The following is an 18,216-nucleotide window of genomic DNA, read 5'->3' as shown; positions in this document are numbered from 1 at the left end:
CCCCAAGGAAGGAATCGCACTAGGCCCAAGCTTTCTTTTTATTTCTTCCGAACACCTATAGTGATAACACCGACCACTTACCCGATCATCATTTCCTCAAACTTCTCCCAAAAACCATCCTGCGGAACGGGGGCCATAATTTCGATGGGTTCGTTTTTAACCGGGTGGATAAAGGTTAGCCTGCGGGCATGCAGGCAAATGCTTTTACGCAGGCTGCCGCGCGGATAGCCATATTTATTATCGCCTACAATAGGAGTGCCCAGGGTTGATAACTGCACCCTGATCTGGTGCGGACGCCCGGTTATGGGGTCAACCTCAATTAAATAATAACCGTTAAGCTCGCCAACCAGTTTATAATGCAGCTCGGCCCGTAAGCTGCCTTGTACTTCTTTGTCATGGGCTTTGGTTACATTTTTTTGTGGGTTTTTTACCAGCCAGTGAATTAAAGTACCGGCTTCGGGATATGGTCTTTTGCGCACAACGGCATAATAGGTTTTGTGCATGTCGCGGCTTTTAAACATCTTATTTATCCTGTCTAAAGCCTTGCTGGTTTTAGCAAACAGAATAACCCCACTCACGGGCCTGTCAAGCCTATGCACCACACCTAAAAAAGCGCCGTTGGGTTTATTGTATTTTTTTGCGATGTATTTTTTAACCTTTTCATCCAGTGACTCATCGCCGGTTTCATCAACCTGTACAATATCGCCCGCACGCTTATTTACCGCAATAAGGTGGTTATCCTCATAAAGGATATCCTTATCGGTAACATCGTAACTGGTATAATTAAATTCAGGCCTGGCCATATCTTTTATTTCGGAATTCGGATGTTCGATTTCGGATTTATTTTTATTTCGGAATTGGGATTTTCGATTTCGGATTTATTTTGATTCGATTGCTGTATAATCAAAGCTCTACATTCCCAAATCCCACATCCGAAATCCCAAATATTTAATATTGTTCCTGTTCGTTAGGGAAACTTTTTGATTTTATATCGCCAACATAGTTTTTGATGGCCCCATTCATCTGCTCATATAAATTAGCATACTGGCGTAAAAACCGGGGTTTAAAACCTTTGTTAATGCCCAGCATATCATGGATCACTAAAACCTGGCCGTCACAATGCTGCCCGGCACCTATACCTATGATAGGTATTTGCACACTTTCTGTAACTTCTTTGGCCAGCTGGGCAGGTATTTTTTCAACCACAATGGCAAAGCATCCCAGTTCCTGTAGTTTAAGGGCATCTTCTCTTAATTTCTGGGCCTCGGCTTCGTGCTTGGCACGTACGGTATAAGTGCCAAATTTATAAATAGATTGCGGGGTTAAACCCAAATGCCCCATAACCGGTATGCCGGCAGTAAGTATCCGGGTTATTGATTCGGCAATTTCTATACCACCCTCCATTTTAACGCCATGGGCCCCTGCTTCCTTCATGATACGGATGGCAGAGTTCAAAGCTTCTTTGGAGTTACCCTGGTATGATCCGAAAGGCAGATCGACCACCACCAGCGCGCGTTTTGCAGCACGCACTACAGATGATGCATGGTATATCATTTGATCAAGTGTTATGGGCAGGGTGGTTTCATGACCTGCCATCACATTCGAAGCCGAGTCGCCTACCAGTATGATGTCCATACCGGCATCGTCAACAATAGTCGCCATGGAATAATCATAGGCTGTAAGCATGGCTATCTTTTCGCCACGGTTCTTCATTTCCTGCACGGTATGCGTAGTGATCCTTTTAACTTCTTTATTTACTGACATCGATAAATATTTAAGCCTTTAGCATTGGCACTGCAAATGTATAAATAAATCATTTCGGAATTTTGATGTTCGATTTCTGATTTTTTTAATCAGAAATATTTGAATGCTGCAAATACATAAATCAAATAAATCCGAAATCCCACTTTCGAAATTCGAAATAAAACCATATTTTTGCGCCGTGAATCAGGAAGTTCCTTACTTCAATATTTCTATCAGTTTTCACGGGGCTTTGAACCAGGCGATCCGATTTAATAATCCATTCAATTTTTTTAATAAATGACCTACTTCACCAAATTACCGGCTGTGCTGCTACTTGACGATGGAACCGTTTTTTACGGTAAAGCGGCAGGAAAAATAGGTACTACCTCTGGCGAGATCTGCTTTAACACCGGCATGACCGGCTATCAGGAAATTTTTACAGATCCTTCATACTTTGGCCAAATTATGGTTGCCACCAATGCCCATATAGGCAATTATGGTATTGCAGATGACGAAGTTGAATCGGGCAATATTCAAATTGCAGGGTTGGTTTGTAAAAACTATAACATTGCTTACAGCCGCAAACAGGCCAACGAATCGATACAAGATTATTTCCAGTCGCAAAACCTGGTAGGTATATCTGATATAGATACGCGTCAGCTTGTTCGCCATATCCGCGATAAGGGTGCCATGAACGCGATCATTTCATCTGAGATATTGGATATCGAGGTATTGAAAGCTAAACTGGCCGAAGTACCGTCAATGGATGGGCTGGAACTATCATCAAAAGTATCAACTACTGAAACTTATACTTTTGGCGAAGAAAATGCTGCTTACCGCGTAGCTGTGCTTGACCTTGGTGTTAAGAAAAACATCCTGCGTAATTTTGACAAACGCGATGTGTATGCTAAAGTTTTCCCGGCAAAAACCTCTTTTGAAGAAATGGAAAAGGATTTTGCACCAACCGGTTACTTCATATCAAATGGTCCCGGCGATCCATCTGCCATGCCTTATGCTGTTGAAACGGTAAAATCTATCCTTGCTGCTGATAAACCCATGTTCGGGATTTGTTTAGGTCACCAGTTACTGGCTTTGGCTAACGATATCCCAACTAAAAAAATGTTTAACGGTCACCGCGGATTGAACCACCCGGTTAAAAATATTATCATCAACCATTGTGAGGTAACCTCTCAAAATCACGGTTTTGGCGTGGTGCCTGAGGCAGTGCGTGCCTCTGAAAAGGTAGAGATCACCCACGTGAACCTGAACGATCAATCGATAGAAGGCATCCGTGTAAAAGACAAAAAAGCATTCTCGGTACAATATCACCCCGAATCATCACCAGGTCCGCATGATTCCAGGTATCTGTTTGATGATTTTATCAAATTGATGTCGTAGTAAATGTGCATATTTCAGATGTGCAGATAAAAAAAGTCTTTCAAGTTTTAAACTTGAAAGGCTTTTTAATTTACTCCCAATAAATAACTCCTCTTTGAAACTTCAATTTAATCAGATTAGATGTATCAGCATTTTGTTTAGTTATATGCTCCGTTAGGAGCTACCCGTTTGTAGCTTATATGTATAAAACACCTTTTGCTCCGTAGGTGCAACCCTGAATTAGCAGGTAATAACTGCTTTGTAAGGGTAGCCTCTCCGAGGCATAAAAATATTGGATAATGAATGCTACAAATGGGTAGCTCCTAACGGAGCAGGCATGCTTATGTTTTAAGGGCTCCTGAAAGCACACCTGGGAGACGAAAGGCCTTTTTATTATTCTAAATTTGTCGAAAACCCGTGGGCGAATGCCACTCGTGCAACGCTTCGAGAGGCGAGGCTGACACAGGCTTTAAATTTATAAAACAAGTCATGCTGAACTTGTTTCAGCACCTCACAGGACGAATGGACACCCCGGCAAGTCAACTAAGCGCGTGGGATGCCGAAATAAATTCGGCATGACTTGCTTACTTGTGCAAGCCTTTGGCCGGTGTTTTCACTGTAAGTTTTTCTGATGATTCTAATCTCCTCATTATATTCCCTCCCCACGGGAGGGGTGCGGCGGATTGTGTAATGGCAGGGAGGGGCTTATACACGCGATATTAAATACCCTATAAATAAGCTTTTTTTATTTGTGTCCCCATCAGGGTCTCCTGAAAGGGACCCTGAGGTCTTGAAAGGCTTTTTTATTACCCTAAACTTTGATAACTTTCCTTAAACTTTACAAATCCTATGGCAACACAGTTTTTATTACAAGGAACCGTTAAATGGAGCTATGATCATGAAATGGCCGAAATATCGGCAAGCCGTAAGATACTGGCTGGCATGGTATCCGGAGTGCAAGCGTTGCAACATCATCAGGGTAATATAGCTTTAAGTACTACAGCACTGATCATCGAAGGAATAAATGATGATGAGGACCTGACGATACCACTCAGTGATATGAAGCAGTTGTACATTGGTTTTGATGATCTTTTCCCAATTACGGYAGTAAAAAGCATGGGTATGCTTTGGCAGCCTTTAAGGATAGGATATTATATTACTGCTTTTGAAACTAAATGTATTTATCTCATCATTGATGTTAATGGTGTATATACCCATGATAAAGAATGGTTTAATACGCTAACTCAAATGTTATCTCAATAACTGCCTGTAAATAAGCTTTTTTTATTTTTATTTGGATTTATTCTAAATAAGACATTACTTTGCTCTTGTTCAATCGATAAGGTTTGTTCAAAACTTGGTATCTATGAAAAAAGTCCTCGGTCTCATCATACTGCTCATCGCTTCACAGGCGGCAACAAAAGCGCAAAGTAAACTGGAGCAGGACAGGGCAGCCATACTGGCGCTCGGTGGTTTTTACAAAGTTACTTTTGATTATGCTGAAACCTTTTCGCCCGATACAGCTTACCGTAATCATCTTCAATATCATGCCTATGGATACGAATGGGCGGTTGTTGAACAGGAAACGCCAAAAAAGATAGTGATTCAGCATATACTGGTAACCGGCGATAGTTCGGTGATCAAGCACTGGCGCGAGGACTGGGTATATGAAGAACAAAACATACTAAGCTTTGATAAAAGCAATACCTGGAAAAAAACAAAGCTTACCCCGGCCGAAACCAAAGGCCGCTGGGTACAAAAGGTTTTCCAGGTTGATGATAGTCCGCGGTATGAGAGTATTGGTACCTGGTTGCATGTTGATGGCCGCCACCAATGGCAAAGCGAGTGCGACTCGCCGCTGCCCCGCAGGGAATTTACCAAACGGAGCGATTATAATGTGCTGCGCCGGGGCAACCGGGTGTATTTAACCGCCAATGGCTGGATGTATGAGCAGGATAACCAAAAGATCATCAGAACTGCTGATGGCGATAAGCTGCTGGCCAAAGAGAAAGGTTATGAAGAATTTACCCGTGCCGATGAAGCTAAATTTGCTTTTGCCAAAGACTGGTGGAAACAACAACAACCTTACTGGACAGCCGTTCGGCAGGTGTGGGACGAAGTATACGCCGCCCCTGCCACACTCCAATTAAAAGGAAAAGTAGATGGCAAACTACTATTTGAGCGGCTCTTTGAAATGGCCGATCAATCGGTAAAAGAAAAATGGGATGCAGAGAAAAGTAAGGCGGCAGCCCGCAAAGTAATAGCCAATTACCTGGAAAAAACAGTTTAAAAATATAAAGTCCTGCTCCTGAGCAAATGCTGCGGTGCGATAGCTTTGCGCGCCGGGCAGGCACCAACTAAATTACATTATCATGTGCGATTCAAAAGTCATAAGTCAGGCGGGGGCATCGGTTATTAGCCGGTGCTCAGAGTGCCGCTGTATCTTCATCTGGAATAATAACCTGATCCTGAGTTTTTCGCCCGAGCAATTTATCCAGTTCCGGGATTTTACGGTTGAGCTTGATTTTGCCGAACATTCCCACACCTTTCCTGACGGACAGGACCGCCTGGTGATGCGTACTCCGGTTAATGATGTACAGCTTACTTTTACTACAGAGGAGTGGGAAGATTTTCATGCAGCTATGGACGAAGCCATTTATATGCAGGAGATATATTCGCTCATGTATGATAATGAATAAAGCTTTATTTTAAACTTTTCATTGCCTCCTGAGCTGCAATTTGCCCGGATATAATAGCCGGCGGAACTCCCGGCCCAGGCACTGTTAGCTGGCCGGTGTACAGCATGTTTTTAATATGCCTGGCCCGCATGGCCGGTTTAAAAAACGCGGTTTGCGCCAAAGTATTAGCCAACCCATAAGCATTGCCTTTAAAAGAGTGATAATCAGTTTTAAAATCATTAAGCGCGTAGCTGCGTTTAACCACAATGGAATCTCGGATGTCTTGTCCGGTAATGTGCTTAAACCTGTTGAGCATCAGGTCGAAATACTTTTCGCGGATACTTTCATCATCATGCAGACCCGGCGCTATGGGCATCAGGAAAAAAAGGTTTTCGCCGCCTTCGGGTGCTACGCTCTTATCTGTTTTTGAGGTACACGAAACATAAAACAGCGGACTGGTAGGCCATTTTGGTGTAGTATATATTTCTTTGGCGTGCAGCTCAAAATCTTCATCAAAAAATAAATTGTGGTGTTTTATGCCCTCCACCTTTTTATTGGTACCGATATAAAACAGCAAGCTCGATGGCGACATAGTGCGACTATTCCAGTACTTTTCCGTGTAATTTTGGTGCTTTTTATCCAACAAATGCTGGTCAATATGCTCATAATCGGCCCCGGAGATCACAAAATCGGCCTGAAAAATGCCTTTATTGGTCATAATATTGCTTATTAATTGCTCTTTTATGTCAATTTTGGTCACTTCTGTGTTCAATTTGATATCAACACCCAATTCCTTAGCAAGGCTAACCATGGCCTTCACAATTTCATTCATTCCACCCTGCGGATACCAGGTGCCCAGGACCAGATCGGCATAGTTCATCATGCTATACATGGCGGGGGTATCTTGTGGTGTAGCACCTAAAAAAAGTACGGGGAACTCCAGTAGCTTTATCAGTTTAGGGTTTTTAAAATACTGGCGTACATGCTTGCTCATGCTGCTTAGCAACTGCATGCTCAGGCTTTTTTTTATCAGGTTAAAGTCGATAAACTCGGTAATGGAGTGCGAGGGGCGAAACACATATTCGCCCATGCCAACCTTATATTTATAGGCTGCCTGCTTTAAAAATTCCTTTAATCCGGCGCTGCTGCCCGGTTCTGTTTTTTCAAAAAGCGCTTCCAGTTTATCCATGCCTGCGGGGATATCCATCATATCATTGGGGCCATAATAAATTCGGTATCCGGGATCTAACCTTTCCAGTTTATAATAGTCAGCAGGCTTTTTGCCAAACAAGGCAAAGAAATTTTCGAACACATCGGGCATCCAATACCAGCTGGGGCCCATGTCAAACTTAAAGCCATCCTGTTCCCAAACCCTTGCCCTGCCGCCGGGCTGATCATTCTTTTCAAGCACCGTAACTTTAAACCCTGCTTTTGCCAACACACAAGCTGCAGATAAACCTGCAAAACCTGCTCCTATAATGATGATATGCTTGTCGCCGTTCATGTAGATATGTGAAGCCCAAGTTAAGCAAATTGTTTTGTGGTGATAAAAAACAATAACGGTTTGAATTTGTACTTTTGAAAACAAGCGCGAGTGTAAATGATAAATCTGTACGACGAAACCTGTTTTGAATGCAGTAAATTAATAACCAATAAGTATAGTACATCATTTAGTTTAGGGATAAAGGCTTTTGGTAAAGAATACCGTTACCCCATTTACGCTATTTATGGGTTTGTGAGGTATGCCGATGAAATAGTTGACACCTTTCATGAACACGATAAATTACAGCTGATCAGTGATTTTAGAAAAGAAACATTTAAGGCTATTGGTGAACTTATCAGCCTGAATCCGGTTATTCATGCATTTCAACAGGTGGTGAACAGATATAGGATAGATCATGAATTGATAGATGCTTTTCTGCGATCAATGGAGATGGATCTTGATAAAAAAGCCTATGACGATGCTTGTTATAAAACCTACATCTATGGCTCGGCAGAGGCGATAGGTTTGATGTGCCTGCATGTTTTTACTGATAATGATGATAAGCTGTATCAGGAGTTATTACCACAAGCGCGCAGTTTAGGCGCTGCTTTTCAGAAAATAAATTTTTTACGGGATGTAAAAGCCGACTATGAGGAGCGTGGTCGTACCTATTTCCCCCATATTGATTTTAATAATTTTACCGAACAGGATAAACGGAATATAGAAGCCGATATAAAAATTGATTTCGACAATGCGTTTAAAGGTATAAAACGCCTGCCACGTGCAACGCGGCTGGGTGTTTATATAGCTTACATATATTACCGGCAGTTGTTCAAAAAAATAAGTTATACACCAGCAAGTGTTATCCTGCAAAAAAGAATACGTATTTCCAATACCTGCAAAATAGGTTTATACGTTAAAGCTGTTTTACAACAAAAATTGAATGTGATTTGATGAGAAAGTGTGTTTTTTTTATAGCAAGTATATTTTTACAGTTGTTTATTATACAAAACGTAAAGGCCGATGAGCCTAATTTGAAAACTATACGCCAGCACTTACGAGAGGCCATTAACGACAGTAAAACCACCGATTCGCTGTATAAGAGTCTGAACGGGATAAAGAACCGGACCGCTATTATTGATGGTTTTATAGCAGGTTTGCAAGCATTGAAAGCTAAACACGCCTGGAATCCATACTCCAAGATAAAGTATATAAACAACTGTGAGAAAACATTTGAAAAGGCTATAGCAGCCGATCCGCAGAATATAGAGATCAGGTTTATGCGTTTTTCTGTAGAAGATAGTGTGCCCGGCTTTTTAGGTTATAAAAAAAACTTAGCCCCCGATAGTGAGGCGATCATAAATCAGCTCAATAAAAGAAATTATGGTACGGCCGATAGGGTATTGACTATTGAGATCATTAAATATCTGGCCAATTCCAGAAGATGTACACCTAACCAGGTTGAAGAACTGAACAAACTTTTAGCCACATTAAAGTGAGATACACCTATTTGCTTATCAATATACTCACGGTGTTTTTTCCCGTTGTATTATCGTTTGATAAAAAGGTGCATTTTTATAAAACCTGGAAATTCATTTGGCCGGGTATGGGTATAACGGGTTTGTTCTTTTTGTTTTGGGATGTACTGTTTACTGTAAAAGGCGTATGGTCCTTTAACCCGCATTATATCCTTGGTATAAATTTCTTCGGGCTCCCGCTTGAGGAAATATTGTTTTTTTTAACTGTGCCATTTGCCTGCATTTTTATTTATGCCTGCCTTAATTATTATATCAAATGGCAAATTGATAACCGGCTAACCCGAATGATCAGCAACCTGATTATTATGCTGTGTATCCTTGTGCTAATTTTTCATTACGACCGGATATATCCGGCTATTACATTTAGTTTATTGCTGGTATTAATGCTGTTACTGCAATATATATTTAAGGTAAGCTGGCTTAACCGGTACTACATGGCTTACCTGGTGGCACTTATCCCTTTTTACATGGTGAATGGTATATTGACCTCTATACCTATAGTAATGTATAATAATAGCGAAAACATGGGTAAGCGAATTGGAACTATCCCGATAGAAGATCATTTTTATTTAATGGCTTTGCTGATCATGAACATTGGTTTTTTTGAGTATTTTAAAGCAAAAAATAAACCACTGTGAGCCAATTACCGGAATATACCAAGGGGCAGCTGGCCTTACGCAACGGGCAGGACAAGCCACAGATATGGGTTGCCTATAAAGGCATAATTTACGATGTGAGTGAAAGCCGCTTATGGAAAAACGGCAAACACTATGAACACTGGGCCGGGCAGGACCTTACCCATGAGCTGGTTGATGCCCCGCATACTGAAAGTGTATTTGAAAGGTTTAAGGCAATAGGGAGATTAAGCCCCCCGACCCCCTGAAGGGGGAGGATTTAATAATAAGCCCGACTTTGTTTTGTCCGGCTCCTTAAGGTAAACTATGCAAATCAAAAGCCCTCTCCTTTAGGAGAGGGTTGGGTGAGGCCTATAGTTCAAACTTGGCCAATCCTACAAATTCCTGTACACGGGCAGCAATTTCTTGCTGTGACAGGTTCCTTAGTTTTTCGGAGCCAAATTTTTCAACGCAGAATGATGCCAGTGCTGAGCCAAATATGATGGCGTTTTTCATGTTATCAAAACTCACAGTGCCAACTTTGGCCAGGTAGCCAATAAATCCCCCGGCAAATGTATCGCCGGCTCCTGTAGGGTCAAACACTTCGGCAAGTGGAAGGGCAGGGGCGCTGAATATTTTATCCTCATGGAATAATAGTGCACCATGTTCGCCTTTTTTAATGATAACATACTTTGGTCCCATGGTTAATATTTTACGGGCAGCCTTAACCAGGGAGAACTCTCCTGATAGCTGACGGGCTTCGGCATCGTTAATAGTTAACACATCAACCAGCTTTATAGTAGCAAGCAGTTCGTCAAGGGCAATGTCCATCCAAAAGTTCATCGTATCCATTACAATGAGCTTAGGGCGCTTGGTTAAACGCTGTATAACCGTTTGTTGTACCTGTGGCGATAAATTACCCAGCATCAGGTATTCGCAATCCTGGTATGAATCGGGAATGATGGGGTCAAAAGCTTCTAAAACATTAAGTTCAGTAATCAGGGTATCACGGCTGTTCATATCATTATGATACCTGCCGCTCCAAAAAAACGACTTCTCATCCTGCTTTATCTGGAGGCCTTCGGTATTAATATGGTGTTTTTGAAGGTCTTCAATCTCGCTTTGCGGAAAGTCGTCGCCAACCACAGCAACGATTTTTATATGGTCATAAAAGTAAGATGCGCCTAAACTTGCAAAGGTTGCAGACCCACCAACAATTTTATCTGTCTTTCCGAAGGGTGTTTCAATAGCGTCAAATGCCACAGTACCAATAACTAACAAACTCATGTAAAATATTTTTAATTTTTTTTTCGCAAATATTGTGAAATTAACGCAGAAATTATACTTTTGCACCACTCCAAACGGAAAATAGTCCTGAGTAGCTCAGCTGGTTAGAGCATCTGACTGTTAATCAGAGGGTCGCTGGTTCGAGCCCAGCCTCAGGAGCCACAAGCCCCGCACGTCCGCGGGGCTTTTTTTATGCCTTAGTTTTTGATTAGTGGTGCGGTGATAACACCCAAAGGCTGAACTAAGTTTTCTTAATTCTGCTTTTTGCTAAATGCTTCCTGTTGTTCTTTATTGAATTTTAGATCGATTGACCAATAAGGATTGCTCGCTATCCCATGTAAGAAGTAAAGCGGCCATTTGAACCGGCCTATCGCTTTTCTGACTTCAATAACCCAAGTAGAGTCAACTTGAGCATTATTAGCAAAAGTTCTGATATTAAATGGTTTGCCAGCTGAGTCACTGCTRAAACTTAACATAACATGGCCGGTTTGCTGATTAAGATTTCGCAGTTCATCCCAATGGATATGGGAATAGATTAAATTAGTTAAGGAGTCGATGGTTTTTATTTTATTAGGATCGGGAGATTGAGGATAAATCACGTCTTCAATATTTGTTACCATGCCATTTGCTACGGTGATACACGTTTCGCGTGCCCAAACCGGGCAAACCAAGCAAAACCAAGTCAAAGGTCTGTCATTTGTAAGCCAAATCTTCCCGGTAAACCAGCCTGCTTTTAACATGCCATTTTTTAACCTCCCTTTAAATAGCTTAGCTAAATCGGCTGTTTGTTGTTTTTCGTTGCAAGCGCAACTATGTATCTGTACCAATAAAAGTTGATGGTTGATGATTTTCCATTCGGCATCAAATTGGCAATTATCTTCAGTACATTGGGTACCATAGTCCTTTAATAGCTCGCTTAGTTTCGTAATGTCGGAGTATTTATCGAACGGGCTTCTCGATACCACATTCATTTTAGTTCCATTCACCCAAATATGATCACATTTCGCATTGGTACTTAGCAGGCAAAAGGAAGTTATTAATAGAAGTGTTGAGGTGTAAAAGTTTTTCATTGTGAATGCTAATAAAAAAGATCAATTATCTATAATATAAAAAAGCCCCCGGGTATGGACGGGGTAAAAATTGAAAAAAAACTTTCAAAATTTCAATCCACGCAGTCGCTCGGCTCCAGCCGAGCGACTGCGGCGCAAATACACCCCACCTATACCGGCAGGTATTTATTGAGTACTTTCCCGTGTTTGTAAGCTATTGAACTTTCTAATTTCAGTATTTTCCTTTCCTTAAAAATGGAAAGTCCGGCACCAATGGCTACAGGGGCAATGATGATATAATATTCATCAATAAGGTTGAGGCTTATGAGCGAGCTTACAAAATTGACGCCGCCATAAACAAGAATATCCTTGCCCGGTTGTTCTTTCAGCGCCTGTACTGCGGTAGCCAGGTCGCCGTTTTCTACTTCCACATTCCTGCCGGCAATGGCTGTTTCTGTTTTGCTGAAAACGATCTTGCGCATATTTACGATCAGTTGCGCCAAAGGGTGTGCCGGGTTATCAGGCATATTATCTGCCATATTTTCCCAGTAGGCGGGAAACTCTGTGGCCAATTTGCGTCCCAGCAAAAGAGTATCGCTGCTGTCGGCCAACTCAATTATTTTCTGGAAACCGGCTTCATCCGGACCGGCCAGAAACACCCAGTCATTTTCGCCATTTGGCCCGGCTACAAAGCCATCAATGGTCATATGCATCTGTAATTTTAATTTTCTCATGGAAATTGTTTTTAAAAGTAAATTAGGTTTCTTTATCACCAATATCTGCAAATGAGTTAACGAAATGATTATCCCAGTAACTCTTCCAGTTGGTTAAGGCAGATGGTAAAGCCTCCCTCGAAGCCCATGCTTACCAGTTGCTCCAACCCGGCGGTATCAGCGAAGGTGAGGGTTACGTTTACGGTAGTAACGCCGTTGTTCTCGCTCATTTCCACCAGCCAATATGAAGGGACATCATCATCTATGGGATTGCCATTCTCATCACTGAATTTAGTAGTAGACTTAAAGCTGTTCGGCGCATCAATGGCGTGGTAGGTGCATATACTCCAATGCGTTTCACCTTCAGGGCCTATCATGGCGTATAACCAATGGCCGCCATTTTTAAAGTCCATTGTTTTGGTTTCGACGTGCCATGGTTTGGGGCCCCACCATTGATCCAATATATTACTTTCTGTCCAGGCGCTCCATACCTTTTGGCGCGGCGCATTAAATTCCCGCACAATGTGCATTGTTTTGTTCGCGGTGTCTTTGCTGATGCTGATCATGTTGTGTTTTTATTTTAAAGGTTATCTAAAAGGTTGTTTAACAGGTCAAAATCTATTCCGAAGCCAGTAACTCATCCAGCTGGTTAAGGCTCATGGTAGTGCCTTCTTTAAAGCCTCCTTCGACGAACATTTTTATTGTGGCTTCTTCCTCAAAGGTGATCACCATATCGACCTTCGTTCTATTACCGTCAATGGATGAGAATTTAGTATCCCGGTATGATTTTGGCCCACTAAGAACCGGGTTGCCATCGCCATCACAAAACATACCTGTTGATGAAAAAGCGCTGCCATTTTCTATTGCAGTAAATTCAGCATAGACCCATTGTTTCTGACCTTCAGGGCTAACCATGGCATACAGCCATATTCCACCAATGGTAAAATCCCATGTTTTGGTTACAGCTGTCCATGGTTTCGGCCCCACCCATTTATCAAGCAGGTCGGGGTTTGTGTGGGCTTTCCATACTTTTTCAATTGGCGCGTTAAATTCGCGTGATATGTGAATCTTTTTAGCGGCCAGGTCTGGTTCGAATACAAAATTGTTTGGCATGATCGTTTAGTTTTATAAGTGATTTATACTATTTAAACGAAGTTCAACACAGTACCGAAGTTGCCTAAACAGTATAAAGAAGAAATTGGAATTATTCCGAAGCCAGCAACTCATTCAGCTGGTTAAGGCTCATGGCAGTGCCGCTTTCAAAACCCATTTCCACCATCATTTTCACGGTTGCTTCATCATCGAAACTGATATCTATCGCGACTTTGGTTTTATCGCCCACGGCTACAAATTTGTTGTCCCAGTGGCCTACCCCAGTATCAGCCGCGAAACGGCTGCCATTTTCAATAACGGTAAACTTTGCCTGGCTCGGGTGCTTCTGGCCTTCCGGACCTACCATAGAATACAGCCAGACGCCGCCTACTGTAAAGTCCATCGATTTGGTTATGGCTACCCATGGCTTCGATCCCCACCATTTTTCAAGCAGGTCAGGGTCAGTCCAGGCTTTCCATACTTTTTCAATTGGCGCGTTAAATTCGCGTACTACGTGAAATTTTTTAGCGGCAAGGTCTGTTTCGAAAACAAAATGATTTGTCATGATTGTTTAAGTTTATAAGTCATTTAACAGGTTGTCTAACTGGTCAAAACGGGTCTCCCATAACTTGCGGAAGCGTTCCAGCCAAATATCAATCTCTTTCATTTTTTCGGGGTTAAAGTGATAATAAATTTCTCTACCAGTCTTCTTCTGTATCAATACTTCGCATTCTGTTAGGATCTGGATATGCTTTGATATTGTTTGCCTGGTACTTTCAAAGTGTTCTGCGACAGCATTGGGTGTCATAGCGCCCAGTGCAAGTAAACCCAAAATGGCCCTGCGCGTAGGGTCGGCAATGGCCTGGAAAATATCTCGTCTCATATAAACATGCAGTTGATTGACTGCAAATATAAATGCAGTTAATCAACTGCGCAAATTTTTTTTAAAATATTTGGAGTGATATAATAAATGTGAGCAGGAAGTATAAAAGTGATCCTTATTTAGTTTGCGGACATAAACCCTTTAAGATCATGAAGTTCCTTAAATATTACCCTGCTGTTGGATGGCGAGGCAAAATAAGGGTGATTTGCGTAAAAAAACAGATGTCTAAGATCGAAGATATTCTCAGTCAAGAGATCATAACAATACGGATGCTGGCAGCTTGAAGGTTTGTGCCAGGCAAATTGATGTAATAAAAGTAAGGATAACATACAAGTAGAGCCTTCCTGCTTTTGAAAGGGCTATTTAGATTTGAATAGTTTGGTTAATTCTTTATAGGTCCAAATATTGCCTTTTTCAAAAAAAACATAAGTTTTATCCCAATCGGCACCCTTGCCCCAGCCAATCATAGAAGAAATAACCTTTGTGTGGTTATCATCAATAGGAATAAACTGTATTACCTCCTGCAGATTTTTATCTTCGGATCGTGCTTTTTTTGTGAAGTTTTCATTCAGGTTGACTTTTAATGTAATAAATTCATTTTCGATATAAGTCATGATATCGCTTTTGATGGCTGATTTATCATTTATAGACTTGTTTTTATCATAATTGGTTAGGAGCACACCGCCAGTTTTAAGGTTGATATGTGCAACAGGGGCTATCCAAAGTTTTAATTTATCGTCATTTGTAAAGTATTGCCATGCCTGGGGTTTAGATAGTGGAAGAATAAATTCTAACTTAAGTACCTTTTCCCCGGTGGTGGTTGTATAAGAAGTGTTTTTAATGTCTTGACCTTTAACACTTATTGAGGCGGTTAAAACAAATATGGTTAACAATAACAGTTTCGTTTTCATAATTCAATTATTTGTGTTTTTATAAATTAGCTGCTCATTCGGGTCTTTTTTTCTAAAATACTTATTAACTCCGATTTTTCGAACCTCTATATTTTCTTTTGATGTTTTAATGTCGCTATAAAAAACCAGTACCCTGTACTTAGCCCTATAAAGTAGATAAATCACCAGATGGTGTGTATAATAAAAACATAACCGGAAAGTATACTTGGATCAGTGTATATACTAAAGTGTAAAAGCGTACATATAAAATATATTAAACTCAAAATAAATAATTCCAGCAGGATTAAAAATATAAACTTAAAACACCGATTTGTTTTGAGACGGAAAATTACGTTCAAAGGTGATGTATTTGTTAGGTATTGATCCCGCCAGGATATATATATTTAATAAATATGTTAACATATTTCACATTTAAGTATACAATTCAGCTCTGCCTATTTTTCTGGCTTTACTTTATTTGAACTTTGCCTATATCTATTCAAACCAATTAAACAGGTCGTTATGAAAAACTCAAATACCTTGATATTCAGGCTGATCGTAATTATCGTCGTTGCTTTTAGTTTTTCCTGCAAGAAACTTGGGGATACGCCACAACCGGCAGGCTCAAAAAATCTGGCGGCAAGTGATAGTATATTGTATACTCCTGAAACCATTTTTACGGCGGAGCAACATGTATTTACCGATATTCATATCTGTTACGATGATAAAGTGTTCCTGCTGGAAAACGGAAAACTGAAACGATTAATAGGTAACGATCTGGTTGACGTGGGGTTACCTGGTTCGGTTTACACCAATTTTCATCCAACATTTCTTGCTATATCAAAAGACTTTACTTTTTATCTGCGGGCAGCAACAGGCATTAAAATCATCAAAGGCGGGCAAGTGATCAAGGAATACAAGGTTGGCCAGCCACCTTTGCAGGACTTTACAACAGAAACGTTTGGCGAACGTAACGTTGCTGTGGACGAAACGGATCAGTCATTGATTGTTGGTGTGCCAAGGCTTTTTAATCCCGGTTTGGTATCAACATTAAAGATCACTAAGAACGGCCAGGCCAGCTTGCTTTCACAAGATGATGGGGAAACTAAAGGCGGTTTTTTTACAGCTTTTGACGTAGGCGGTGCTTCGGGGCAACTTTGGCTAACAGGGCTGTCTTCTTTTAATGATAATTATTATTCCCAGCTTTATATTTATAAGCTTATCAATCCGCCATTTAATTATACTTTGCAACACACTTATGGTATAGAATTAACCAATCATTCACCTTTTCCACTTGAGGGTCAGCTGGATGCTGTTGGTTTTAATGTAATGGCGGCCATTAAAATATCAAAGGATGCTAAAACCATATATTTAAAAACTGGTGAGTACGATCCGATTCTTCAAACAACGGATAACATAGGAGGGGTATTGCGGATTCGCGACAACATGGTTACCCTTATAGCCGAAAACGTTGAAAACAAAAGAATGGCGATTTCTAAGGATGGCAAAACGCTGTATTTTGCGGGAAAAGGCTTATACAAAATTAATTTTTGATCACAACCTGTTCGCGCTGTCTTTATCGAAATTCGTAACCGGACATCCGGGATATGAAGAAAAAAAGCCTCCTTATTTTTTATAAGGGGGCATGCTGGCATACTTACTTTTGTGTCGCCGCAATAGGTTGCCAGGCATGGCACTTCTCAAACGGAGCCTGTACCTTAGTTTTTATAATTCTTTTTTGAATTACTTTTCCATGAAAAAATCTAACAGGCCCTTTTGTACCTGGTCAGGTTGTTCCTGGAGAATCCAATGCCCCGAACCTGTAATTATACAATCTTTTACATTGGAAGCAACCAAACGGACATGAGCTCCCAAAAAGGGCGCAAAATGGTCTGACCCCATTGCCAATACAGGCATCGCCAATTTATTTTTACGAAATTCCTGATTGTCTTTAATGTCTTGCTCAAATACAAACCAAAGAAACGAAGCTCTCGTTGCACCTTTTACCGAATACGCCCGAATAAATTCAGCTTTTTCCTGAGCAGTAAATGAGTTCTGCACGAAACTTACCGCCGGAAAAAAATCTTTAAGAATTAAATTCATTCTTCCCTCTGCAACTTCTGCTGAATGTGGCTGACTAAAAAACCCGAACCACCATGCCTGGGCTTTTACCTGGCTCCAAACCGGTTCGACACCGGCTATTAATGCATCCAGTAAAGCGAGTTTATTAACCTCATTAGGAAATTGAGCTGCATAAGCATAGGCAACCATCATACCGATATCATGTCCGGCTATATCAATTTTCTTATAACCAAGCTTTTTTACAAGTTCGTGCAGGTCGATAGCCATAGTTTTTTTGTCATAACCACCTTGTGGTTTACCAGACTCTCCAACGCCACGCAAATCCGGAGCAATTATGGTAAAATGCTTTGATAGTTCCGGAAGTAACCTATTCCACATATACCAATTTTGAGGAAATCCATGTACCAGCATAAGCGGGGTTCCATGTCCGCCGATCACGTAATGTATTTTGACACCGTTTACAATTGCGTATTGATTAGAAAAGCCTTTGGGCGGCAATGCCGGTTTTGCAGCCTTATTTATCGTGGTCTGAGCAATAAGGTTTTTTGAAAATGATGTAAGAGTAAATGCAAGGAGCATTACCGTAATTTTAAGTATTCTATTTGTTGTTTTCATTATTAGTGATTTTAAATGAGTTTTATTGAGTTATTAGTGTAACTGATCCACAACTTATCATAGAATTATCCATATTTAAGGCCCTCTTCCTGAAATGTTTGCCACAGTTTTAGTGATAAATATGGATGTTGATGCACAAACCCTATTGAAAGGGGGGCCGGGCTTTTGGCAG

Annotated in this window: 21 protein-coding genes and 1 tRNA gene; 10 read left to right on the top strand and 12 right to left on the bottom strand. The window is 41.0% G+C overall.

The genetic code is table 11. The annotated features are described in order from the left end of the window. Positions 1 to 77: 77 nt before the first annotated feature. A complete protein-coding gene (locus tag AC1DRQ_RS19225) occupies positions 78 to 803 on the bottom strand; it encodes an RluA family pseudouridine synthase (RefSeq protein ID WP_477426410.1) in 726 nt (241 codons plus the stop codon). 145 nt (positions 804 to 948) lie between these two features. Next, positions 949 to 1,764, bottom strand: coding sequence for a 3-methyl-2-oxobutanoate hydroxymethyltransferase (gene panB, locus AC1DRQ_RS19220; protein ID WP_477426409.1), 816 nt, complete (start codon positions 1,762 to 1,764; stop codon positions 949 to 951). A 276-nt stretch (positions 1,765 to 2,040) separates the two neighbouring features. Here panB and carA point away from each other — a divergent pair, with 276 nt between their 5' ends. The 4 genes from carA to AC1DRQ_RS19200 all read left to right on the top strand — a co-directional run bounded on the left by carA (position 2,041) and on the right by AC1DRQ_RS19200 (position 5,819). Further along, positions 2,041 to 3,141, top strand: a complete 1,101-nt coding sequence (carA, locus tag AC1DRQ_RS19215; protein ID WP_477426408.1) for a glutamine-hydrolyzing carbamoyl-phosphate synthase small subunit — start codon at positions 2,041 to 2,043, stop codon at positions 3,139 to 3,141. An 828-nt stretch (positions 3,142 to 3,969) separates the two neighbouring features. Then, positions 3,970 to 4,383, top strand: a complete 414-nt coding sequence (locus tag AC1DRQ_RS19210) for a hypothetical protein (RefSeq protein ID WP_477426406.1) — start codon at positions 3,970 to 3,972, stop codon at positions 4,381 to 4,383. Positions 4,384 to 4,486: 103 nt separating this feature from the next. Continuing rightward, complete coding sequence (locus tag AC1DRQ_RS19205; protein WP_477426404.1) at positions 4,487 to 5,410, top strand: DUF6607 family protein; 924 nt, start codon at positions 4,487 to 4,489, stop codon at positions 5,408 to 5,410. An 82-nt stretch (positions 5,411 to 5,492) separates the two neighbouring features. Beyond that, positions 5,493 to 5,819 (top strand): DUF6686 family protein, encoded by a 327-nt coding sequence (locus tag AC1DRQ_RS19200; protein WP_477426402.1) that lies wholly within the window; start codon positions 5,493 to 5,495, stop codon positions 5,817 to 5,819. A gap of 4 nt (positions 5,820 to 5,823) precedes the next feature. Here AC1DRQ_RS19200 and AC1DRQ_RS19195 read toward each other — a convergent pair whose 3' ends face one another. After that, positions 5,824 to 7,302, bottom strand: coding sequence for a phytoene desaturase family protein (locus AC1DRQ_RS19195; protein ID WP_477426400.1), 1,479 nt, complete (start codon positions 7,300 to 7,302; stop codon positions 5,824 to 5,826). A 96-nt stretch (positions 7,303 to 7,398) separates the two neighbouring features. Here AC1DRQ_RS19195 and AC1DRQ_RS19190 point away from each other — a divergent pair, with 96 nt between their 5' ends. From AC1DRQ_RS19190 to AC1DRQ_RS19175, 4 genes are read left to right on the top strand one after another with little or no spacing between them, the layout of a single operon-like run. Continuing rightward, positions 7,399 to 8,235, top strand: a complete 837-nt coding sequence (locus AC1DRQ_RS19190; RefSeq protein ID WP_477426398.1) for a phytoene/squalene synthase family protein — start codon at positions 7,399 to 7,401, stop codon at positions 8,233 to 8,235. After that, on the top strand, positions 8,235 to 8,780 hold the full coding sequence (locus AC1DRQ_RS19185; protein ID WP_477426396.1) for a hypothetical protein: 546 nt from the start codon (positions 8,235 to 8,237) through the stop codon (positions 8,778 to 8,780). Before AC1DRQ_RS19190 ends, AC1DRQ_RS19185 begins: the two co-directional genes overlap by 1 nt. Beyond that, positions 8,777 to 9,457 (top strand): lycopene cyclase domain-containing protein, encoded by a 681-nt coding sequence (locus AC1DRQ_RS19180; protein ID WP_477426394.1) that lies wholly within the window; start codon positions 8,777 to 8,779, stop codon positions 9,455 to 9,457. Before AC1DRQ_RS19185 ends, AC1DRQ_RS19180 begins: the two co-directional genes overlap by 4 nt. Next, entirely contained in the window at positions 9,454 to 9,702 is a 249-nt protein-coding gene (locus tag AC1DRQ_RS19175; RefSeq protein WP_477426392.1) for a cytochrome b5 domain-containing protein, read from the top strand. The genes AC1DRQ_RS19180 and AC1DRQ_RS19175 overlap by 4 nt, the downstream gene beginning before the upstream one ends. Positions 9,703 to 9,805: 103 nt before the next feature. Here the strand turns inward: AC1DRQ_RS19175 and AC1DRQ_RS19170 are convergent, their stop codons facing one another. Then, positions 9,806 to 10,720, bottom strand: coding sequence for a PfkB family carbohydrate kinase (locus AC1DRQ_RS19170; RefSeq protein WP_477426390.1), 915 nt, complete (start codon positions 10,718 to 10,720; stop codon positions 9,806 to 9,808). 85 nt (positions 10,721 to 10,805) lie between these two features. On the opposite strand from AC1DRQ_RS19170, the gene AC1DRQ_RS19165 reads away from it, so the two are divergent. Beyond that, positions 10,806 to 10,882: transfer RNA gene (locus AC1DRQ_RS19165), tRNA-Asn, on the top strand. An 89-nt stretch (positions 10,883 to 10,971) separates the two neighbouring features. On the opposite strand, the gene AC1DRQ_RS19160 is transcribed toward AC1DRQ_RS19165, so the two are convergent. From AC1DRQ_RS19160 to AC1DRQ_RS19130, 7 genes are all read right to left on the bottom strand, one after another. Beyond that, positions 10,972 to 11,790, bottom strand: coding sequence for a hypothetical protein (locus tag AC1DRQ_RS19160; RefSeq protein WP_477426388.1), 819 nt, complete (start codon positions 11,788 to 11,790; stop codon positions 10,972 to 10,974). A gap of 149 nt (positions 11,791 to 11,939) precedes the next feature. Then, complete coding sequence (locus AC1DRQ_RS19155) at positions 11,940 to 12,503, bottom strand: dihydrofolate reductase family protein (protein ID WP_477426386.1); 564 nt, start codon at positions 12,501 to 12,503, stop codon at positions 11,940 to 11,942. A gap of 68 nt (positions 12,504 to 12,571) precedes the next feature. Continuing rightward, positions 12,572 to 13,048 (bottom strand): SRPBCC family protein, encoded by a 477-nt coding sequence (locus AC1DRQ_RS19150; RefSeq protein WP_477426384.1) that lies wholly within the window; start codon positions 13,046 to 13,048, stop codon positions 12,572 to 12,574. 52 nt (positions 13,049 to 13,100) lie between these two features. Then, positions 13,101 to 13,595 (bottom strand): SRPBCC domain-containing protein, encoded by a 495-nt coding sequence (locus AC1DRQ_RS19145; protein ID WP_477426382.1) that lies wholly within the window; start codon positions 13,593 to 13,595, stop codon positions 13,101 to 13,103. A 91-nt stretch (positions 13,596 to 13,686) separates the two neighbouring features. Beyond that, on the bottom strand, positions 13,687 to 14,139 hold the full coding sequence (locus tag AC1DRQ_RS19140; protein ID WP_477426380.1) for an SRPBCC family protein: 453 nt from the start codon (positions 14,137 to 14,139) through the stop codon (positions 13,687 to 13,689). A gap of 12 nt (positions 14,140 to 14,151) precedes the next feature. Then, positions 14,152 to 14,457, bottom strand: coding sequence for an ArsR/SmtB family transcription factor (locus tag AC1DRQ_RS19135; protein ID WP_429400880.1), 306 nt, complete (start codon positions 14,455 to 14,457; stop codon positions 14,152 to 14,154). A 359-nt stretch (positions 14,458 to 14,816) separates the two neighbouring features. Beyond that, complete coding sequence (locus AC1DRQ_RS19130; RefSeq protein WP_477426378.1) at positions 14,817 to 15,368, bottom strand: hypothetical protein; 552 nt, start codon at positions 15,366 to 15,368, stop codon at positions 14,817 to 14,819. Positions 15,369 to 15,869: 501 nt separating this feature from the next. Between AC1DRQ_RS19130 and AC1DRQ_RS19125 the strand changes: the two genes are divergently transcribed. Next, positions 15,870 to 16,901, top strand: a complete 1,032-nt coding sequence (locus AC1DRQ_RS19125) for a hypothetical protein (protein WP_477426376.1) — start codon at positions 15,870 to 15,872, stop codon at positions 16,899 to 16,901. Positions 16,902 to 17,090: 189 nt separating this feature from the next. On the opposite strand, the gene AC1DRQ_RS19120 is transcribed toward AC1DRQ_RS19125, so the two are convergent. Continuing rightward, positions 17,091 to 18,044: an alpha/beta fold hydrolase gene (locus tag AC1DRQ_RS19120; RefSeq protein WP_477426374.1), complete on the bottom strand. Its 954-nt coding sequence runs from the start codon at positions 18,042 to 18,044 to the stop codon at positions 17,091 to 17,093. Positions 18,045 to 18,216 lie beyond the last annotated feature (172 nt).

The sequence above is a fragment of the Mucilaginibacter sp. P4_E8 genome, assembly GCF_056401495.1.
Note: the sequence above shows the minus strand (reverse complement) of the source record. Positions and strands in the feature narration are given on the sequence as shown.

Coding starts and splice junctions, on each gene's coding strand:
- AC1DRQ_RS19140 (WP_477426380.1), bottom strand. CDS start 14,139: ATGACAAATCATTTTGTTTTCGAAACAGACCTTGCCGCTAAAAAATTT.
- AC1DRQ_RS19195 (WP_477426400.1), bottom strand. CDS start 7,302: ATGAACGGCGACAAGCATATCATCATTATAGGAGCAGGTTTTGCAGGT.
- AC1DRQ_RS19225 (WP_477426410.1), bottom strand. CDS start 803: ATGGCCAGGCCTGAATTTAATTATACCAGTTACGATGTTACCGATAAG.
- AC1DRQ_RS19205 (WP_477426404.1), top strand. CDS start 4,487: ATGAAAAAAGTCCTCGGTCTCATCATACTGCTCATCGCTTCACAGGCG.
- AC1DRQ_RS19185 (WP_477426396.1), top strand. CDS start 8,235: ATGAGAAAGTGTGTTTTTTTTATAGCAAGTATATTTTTACAGTTGTTT.
- AC1DRQ_RS19170 (WP_477426390.1), bottom strand. CDS start 10,720: ATGAGTTTGTTAGTTATTGGTACTGTGGCATTTGACGCTATTGAAACA.
- AC1DRQ_RS19130 (WP_477426378.1), bottom strand. CDS start 15,368: ATGAAAACGAAACTGTTATTGTTAACCATATTTGTTTTAACCGCCTCA.
- AC1DRQ_RS19200 (WP_477426402.1), top strand. CDS start 5,493: ATGTGCGATTCAAAAGTCATAAGTCAGGCGGGGGCATCGGTTATTAGC.
- AC1DRQ_RS19135 (WP_429400880.1), bottom strand. CDS start 14,457: ATGAGACGAGATATTTTCCAGGCCATTGCCGACCCTACGCGCAGGGCC.
- AC1DRQ_RS19125 (WP_477426376.1), top strand. CDS start 15,870: ATGAAAAACTCAAATACCTTGATATTCAGGCTGATCGTAATTATCGTC.
- AC1DRQ_RS19145 (WP_477426382.1), bottom strand. CDS start 13,595: ATGCCAAACAATTTTGTATTCGAACCAGACCTGGCCGCTAAAAAGATT.
- panB (WP_477426409.1), bottom strand. CDS start 1,764: ATGTCAGTAAATAAAGAAGTTAAAAGGATCACTACGCATACCGTGCAG.
- AC1DRQ_RS19190 (WP_477426398.1), top strand. CDS start 7,399: ATGATAAATCTGTACGACGAAACCTGTTTTGAATGCAGTAAATTAATA.
- carA (WP_477426408.1), top strand. CDS start 2,041: ATGACCTACTTCACCAAATTACCGGCTGTGCTGCTACTTGACGATGGA.
- AC1DRQ_RS19150 (WP_477426384.1), bottom strand. CDS start 13,048: ATGATCAGCATCAGCAAAGACACCGCGAACAAAACAATGCACATTGTG.
- AC1DRQ_RS19155 (WP_477426386.1), bottom strand. CDS start 12,503: ATGAGAAAATTAAAATTACAGATGCATATGACCATTGATGGCTTTGTA.
- AC1DRQ_RS19120 (WP_477426374.1), bottom strand. CDS start 18,044: ATGAAAACAACAAATAGAATACTTAAAATTACGGTAATGCTCCTTGCA.